General features: G+C 35.2%; 5 protein-coding genes. 3 read left to right on the top strand and 2 right to left on the bottom strand.

Features of this window, described 5'->3' with window-relative positions; translation table 11 throughout:
• Positions 1 to 312: 312 nt before the first annotated feature.
• Positions 313 to 1,590, top strand: coding sequence for a UV DNA damage repair endonuclease UvsE (gene uvsE / locus PHP06_04290; protein MDD3839775.1), 1,278 nt, complete (start codon positions 313 to 315; stop codon positions 1,588 to 1,590).
• Here the strand turns inward: uvsE and PHP06_04285 are convergent.
• Positions 1,572 to 2,936 (bottom strand): sodium-dependent transporter, encoded by a 1,365-nt coding sequence (locus PHP06_04285; GenBank protein ID MDD3839774.1) that lies wholly within the window; start codon positions 2,934 to 2,936, stop codon positions 1,572 to 1,574. The two genes, uvsE and PHP06_04285, sit on opposite strands and share 19 nt — an antisense overlap.
• Before the next feature lie 263 nt (positions 2,937 to 3,199).
• On the opposite strand from PHP06_04285, the gene PHP06_04280 reads away from it, so the two are divergent.
• Entirely contained in the window at positions 3,200 to 4,030 is an 831-nt protein-coding gene (locus tag PHP06_04280; protein MDD3839773.1) for a MerR family transcriptional regulator, read from the top strand.
• A gap of 96 nt (positions 4,031 to 4,126) precedes the next feature.
• Positions 4,127 to 5,155 carry a dihydrodipicolinate reductase gene (locus tag PHP06_04275; GenBank protein ID MDD3839772.1) on the top strand — a complete coding sequence of 343 codons (1,029 nt, stop codon included), beginning with the start codon at positions 4,127 to 4,129 and terminating at the stop codon, positions 5,153 to 5,155.
• Between the two features lie 64 nt (positions 5,156 to 5,219).
• Here the strand turns inward: PHP06_04275 and PHP06_04270 are convergent.
• Positions 5,220 to 6,232: NAD(P)-dependent alcohol dehydrogenase (locus tag PHP06_04270; protein ID MDD3839771.1), on the bottom strand; the 1,013-nt coding region annotated here is incomplete at its 5' end.

Genomic DNA, 6,232 nt, shown 5'->3' with positions numbered 1-6,232 from the left:
ATATAATTAAATTTGTTTTTCTATTTTTCATATAGGTCCCCTTTCTCATAATTATGATTATGGTATAAACATTAGTTTACCATAAAATATAAAAAAACAAAACAAATTAATATGATAGACTTTTTATATAGTCTTACCCTTTCAATTTCAGGTTATTTGAAAAAAATCCACTTGAAAGCGGGCAAATAAAATTATAGAATTCAGATATCAAAAGACAGACTGACCCTATGGATATTTTGGATAAATCCATATAAATATATGATAAATATTTGCTACATAGAACAAAATCCGATATACGAAAGGAAACTGTCAATGGATATAGGATATGCGTGTCTGACTATTGGGGTTCCACATACCCGTCAAAAAAGCTGTATGCTTAAAAATGCGAGTAAAACAAAATTATCAGAATTGATTTGCTATAATTTAAATTCTCTTGAAAATATAATTGATTATAATATTAAAAATAAAATAAAACTTTTCAGAATTAGTTCGGATTTGATACCCTTTGGTTCTAGTCCTGTAAATAGTATACAATGGTGGGATATGTTTGCTTCTAGATTTTCTGAGATAGGGGAAAAGATTCGAAACAGCGGTATGAGGGTTTCTATGCACCCGGGACAGTATACTGTGTTAAATTCCCCTGATCAACAGATTGTAAAAAGGGCTATTGAGGATCTGAAGTATCATAATCGTGTATTAGATAACCTCGGTGTGGGAGAAGAGCATAAAATTGTACTACACATTGGAGGCGTTTATAAGGACAAAAAGCAAGCGATCGATAGATTTATAATGAATTACCGTCGGCTAGATCAAGCAGTAAAACAGCGACTTGTTATAGAGAATGATGATAAATCCTATAATATTGGGGAAGTACTGGAAATAGGATCAATTTTAAATATCCCTGTTGTTTTTGATAACCTCCATAACCAAACAAATCCTTGTGATAAAAAAAAGGACGATTTGTACTGGATCCATGAATGTAGAAAAACATGGCAGCCTAAAGATGGCAACCAAAAGATTCACTATTCTCAACAGCATCCGTTAAAGAAATCAGGGTCCCATTCTAGAACCATATATATTAACCAATTCATGGATTTTTATCGGAATCTAGAAAGGCAAGATATTGATATCATGCTGGAAGTGAAGGATAAAAATCTTTCTGCTGTCAAATGTATAAACTGTACCTCTGTTGATAACAACATCAGAACGCTTGAGCTAGAATGGAGCAGGTATAAATATAAGATCCTTGAAAATTCACCCCAGAATTATGTAAAAATCCGAAAACTGCTTAAGGATAAAAACAATTATCCTGTTGTTTGTTTTTATAATTTGATAGAAGATGCTTTATATAAAGAAAGCAATATTGGATATTCGATAAATGCTGCTCTGCACATCTGGGGTTATTTTAAAGAAATTGCATCAGATAATGAAAGAGATATTTTTTTTAACAATATTGAAAAGTATAAACAAGGGAATATATCCATCAGACCAATTAAAAATGATTTATGGAAAATGTCTGTCAAGTACGACCAATCTTATCTTTTAAATTCTTATTATTTTATAGATGCCGATCACCCAATGCCACCATAGAATATTCCCAGTATATATACTATAATTGTGAGCCCGCAGAACACATATCTTGTCATGGGTTCAAACCAGGGTCCCATCGCTTTATCCAATCCTTTTTCCACTTCTTTTCTGGCAAACTCCGGTCCGCAAATCCAAAAAAATGTAATACCTGCAAGCAATGCCCCTAAGGGAATAATGTAAATTGACAGAATGTCCATCCAAACACCAACCATGTCTCCGTTTTCAATCATAACACCGATAATAGCGGCAATGGTAATTATAATAGAAACTGAAACACTTCTTGAAAGTTTGAATTTCTCCTGCAATGCTTCGATAGGTGTTTCAAATAGATTTATCAATGAAGACAGCGCAGCAAATAATACTGCTACAAAGAACACTATTGAAAACATCCGGCCTAAAGGCATCATTTTAAATACACTAGGCATAGTGATAAACATCAGTGGTGGTCCAACTGCCGGATCAAGGTTAAATGCAAATACTGATGGAATGATGACAAGTGCTGCCAATATAGCTGCTATAGTATCAAAAATTGCAACATTTTTTGCACAGGATAAAATATCTTCATCTTTTCTTAGGTAACTTCCATATACTATTGTCCCGGAACCGGCCAATGAAAGAGAAAAAAAGGCCTGACCTAATGCATAAACCCAAGTTTTAGGGTTTGATAAAAACTCCCATTTAGGGAGGAACAAATATTTATATCCTTCTGTTGAACCAGGCAATGTGATTACACGAATAGCAAGAATGATAAATAGCGTAAAAAAAGCAGGCATCATAAATCTGTTAACCTTTTCTATGCCTTTAGATATTCCCATAACCATAATTATGAAGGTTATTGCTAAACCGATTAAATGCCATCCTACACTGCCGAAATTGCCGGCAATCTCACCGAAATAAGCTGTACTATCATCGGCTGATATTAAACTACCTGTGATTGAACCTGCTGTAAATCTGATAATCCAACCCACTACTACAGAATAACCGATTGCGATGCCTAAAGAACCTACGACTGGAATGAGTCCAAGGAGATCCCCATTTTTCTTGCCTTTCTTTTCAAAGGCTTTTCTGAATGAACCTAAAGGACCGGTGCCCATTGCGCGGCCAAATGACATCTCGCCAATAACTCCGGTAACTCCCAATAAAGCTACAAAGATAAAATAAGGAATTAGAAATGCAGCACCGCCAAATAGAGCTACTCTATAGGGAAACAGCCATATATTTCCTACTCCGACAGCAGAGCCAATACACGCTAGAATAAAACCGATTTTTGTATTGAATGTGTCCCGATGACATATTTCACAGTTTTGGTTGTTTTGTTTGAAATCGTTTTCTAGGCCGCTGCTCATAATAATATCTCCCTTCATTAAAATTATAGACCATACTATAAAGGACATAAATAACATTGAATTTGCATTTTATTGATAAATATTACTCGTATGATGTTAGTTTGTAATCTTATTAGTCACAAAACAATATTACCATCATTATGGTTTTTGTCAATGTTGTTACCGATAAATTGCTTATACATGCTTAAGTCAGGTGTTTACTCAAAAAATTTATGTTATAATTTTATCAAGGATTATATTTTAGGTTTGTGGAGGTAAAATATATGGAATATTTATCCATAGGTGAAATGGCGGCTTTAAATCATATTTCAATACAGACCTTAAGATATTATGACAAAATCGATTTATTGAAACCAGTATATGTTGATCAACAGACAAACTACAGATATTATGATATCAAACAAAGCGCCCAAATCGATATGATTCAGTACATGAAGTCACTAGGAATGTCGTTAAAGCAGATAAAAAAGCAATTTAAAAAAAAGAATATCAAAGAAATTCAAAGCATACTGAAAAAACAAAGCAATAATATTGATAAAGAGATTAAAAAGTTAAATTATATGAAAAAAGCTGTTGAAGCTTGTATAGAGAACTACGAGAGATATTTAAAAGTTCCTCGGGAAGGTTATATTTCCATCGAATTTATACCTAGAAGAAAAATATTTTGTTATGATGGAAATATAAACATTTATGACTATGGATTGGATACATACGAATATATATTGAGAGAATTGAAAAATCAAGTGATTATTAAGCCTTTACCTATGGTGTACTTTTGTAATGTGGGTTCAATTATGAGGAAAGATATGATAGACCAAGGAAAGTTTATTTCTTCGGAAATATTTGTTTTTGTTGACGATGACTTTAAAGAACAGGAAGGCATCGAAATAATTCCAGAACACAGATATGTTTGTATTTACTTCCATAGTTTTTGGAAGGAAAAAAAGTATGCTGAAAGGTTATTTAAATATATAAGAGAAAATCAATATGAAATAATAGGTGATTATATTTGTGAAGTGGTAGTAGAATTACCTATATTTGATAATAACGAAAGGAATATGTTTGTAAAATTACAAATCCCTATAAAAGATTAAAAAAGCTATTGACTCTATACCCACAATAGACTTTATACTGAAGATGATGGTGAAAGTTTTAACGATTCACCTAAAAAAATCGAAGGGGGATTTGTCGTGAGAGATAAGATTAGAGTGATTCAGTATGGATGCGGCAAGATGGGCAAATATTTTCTAAGGTATTTGTATGAAAAAGGTGCAGAAATAGTAGGGGCAATAGACTTGAATCCTGATCTTGAAGGAAAAGATATCGGAGAGGTTGCAGGACTAGGATTCAAAATAAACATTCCAATCAGCTCTAATGGGGAAAAAGTTTTTAGTGAATGTGATGCAGATGTGTGTGTTATTGCTACCAGAAGTTTAGTGCCTGAAGTATATGATGCCTTTGAACTTGCTGCAAAACATGGTGTCAATGCTATTAGCACATGTGAAGAAGCTTTTTATCCGTGGAACACTTCGCCAGCTCTTACTAATCGGCTGGACAGACTAGCCAAAGATAATAATTGTACTTTAGCAGGTTCAGGTTATCAGGATGTATTTTGGGGCAATTTAATCACTACACTGGCAGGGGCAAGCCATAAAATTGAGAGAATAGAGGGAGTATCCAGTTATAACGTAGAGGACTATGGAATTGCTTTAGCAGAGGTCCATGGTGCCGGACTTAGTTTAGAGGAATTTGAAAAAGAGATTGCTCAAAATGATGCCCTGCCTTCTTTTATGTGGAATGCGAATGAGTGGCTGTGCTCACAGTTCGGGTGGTCCATCAAATCAACTGAACAAAAATTAGTTCCTACAACTCACGATAGTGATATCAAATCAGAAACGCTAGGGAAGGTGATTCCTGCAGGTTATGCAACAGGAATGTCAGCAATAGTTACGACAGTTACCAATCAAGGGCCTGTAGTAGTATCAGAATGTATCGGAAAAGTATATGCTGAGGGAGAGTATGACAGAAATGATTGGAGTATTAAAGGAGAACCTGATACGGTAGTCAATATAGCACGCCCGGCCACGGTAGAGCTGACTTGTGCGACTATAGTAAATAGAATACCACAGCTGTTAGAATCTCCAGCAGGATATTACACGACAGAAAAAATGCCGCCGGCAAAATACAGGACCTATCCACTGCATTTTTATGTAAAATAAAACAGCAAATAAAACCCTTTGGTATTAACAACCAAAGGGTTTTATTCAGCAATTATATATATGTTTAGTCAATTATTACTACCGGTTTTATCAGATCTTTTGGTTTATCTTTCATAAGTTCCAAAGCTTTTTGAACGCTATCAAATCCGTGGAATACATGGGTTACAAGTTTTCCAGGATCTACTCTGTCATATTTTACTAGGTCAATCAATCTTTCCATTCTCAGTCGTCCACCAGGAGTCAATCCTCCACGTATATCTTTGTGAGCCATACCGCATCCCCATTCAGCTCTGGGTATATCTATGAAATCTCCATCGCCAAAGTAGTTGACGTTTGATATTTTTCCGCCAGGTTTGACCATTTTTACAGCTGATATTAATATATCTGAGTTACCGCCTGCAACAATGACATTGTCTGCACCTTCACCATCTGTTAAGTCCATAACTTGTTCAGCGATATCACCGTCTTTATAGTTTATTATATCTGTAGCTCCATAAAATTTAGCAGCTTCCACACAAGCAGGACGGCTGCCTACTCCAATAAGTCTGCCGGCACCTTTGATTTTTGCTCCTGCTACTGACATAAGTCCAACAGCACCAATTCCGATACAAACAACTGTAGCACCTAATTCTATTTCAGCTAATTCTACGCCATGAAAACCGGTGGTCATCATATCTGTAAGCATAACAGCCTTTTCCAGAGAAATTTCATCAGGCAACAATGCCAGGTTCATATCAGCGTCATTTACATGGAAGTATTCAGCGAATACTCCATCTTTGAAGTTAGAGAATTTCCAACCGGTCAGCATACCTTTTGAGTGCTGTTGGAATCCTCGCTGTACTGGTATAGATCTCCAGTCTGGAGTTATAGCAGGTACTACTACTTTATCACCTGGTTTAAAATCCTTAACTTCGCTACCTATTTCTACTATTTCACCTACTGCCTCATGCCCTAAAACCATGTCATTTCTATCGCCCAGAGCTCCTTCATAAACAGTGTGTATATCAGATGTACAAGGAGCAACTGCCAATGGACGGACTATAGCATCATAAGGACCTGCTACAGGTTTTTCCTTTT

Source organism: Clostridia bacterium, assembly GCA_028698525.1.
In the GTDB taxonomy this organism is placed as follows: domain Bacteria; phylum Bacillota; class Clostridia; order JAQVDB01; family JAQVDB01; genus JAQVDB01.
Note: the sequence above shows the minus strand (reverse complement) of the source record. Positions and strands in the feature narration are given on the sequence as shown.

Coding starts and splice junctions, on each gene's coding strand:
- PHP06_04280 (MDD3839773.1), top strand. CDS start 3,200: ATGGAATATTTATCCATAGGTGAAATGGCGGCTTTAAATCATATTTCA.
- uvsE (MDD3839775.1), top strand. CDS start 313: ATGGATATAGGATATGCGTGTCTGACTATTGGGGTTCCACATACCCGT.
- PHP06_04285 (MDD3839774.1), bottom strand. CDS start 2,936: ATGAGCAGCGGCCTAGAAAACGATTTCAAACAAAACAACCAAAACTGT.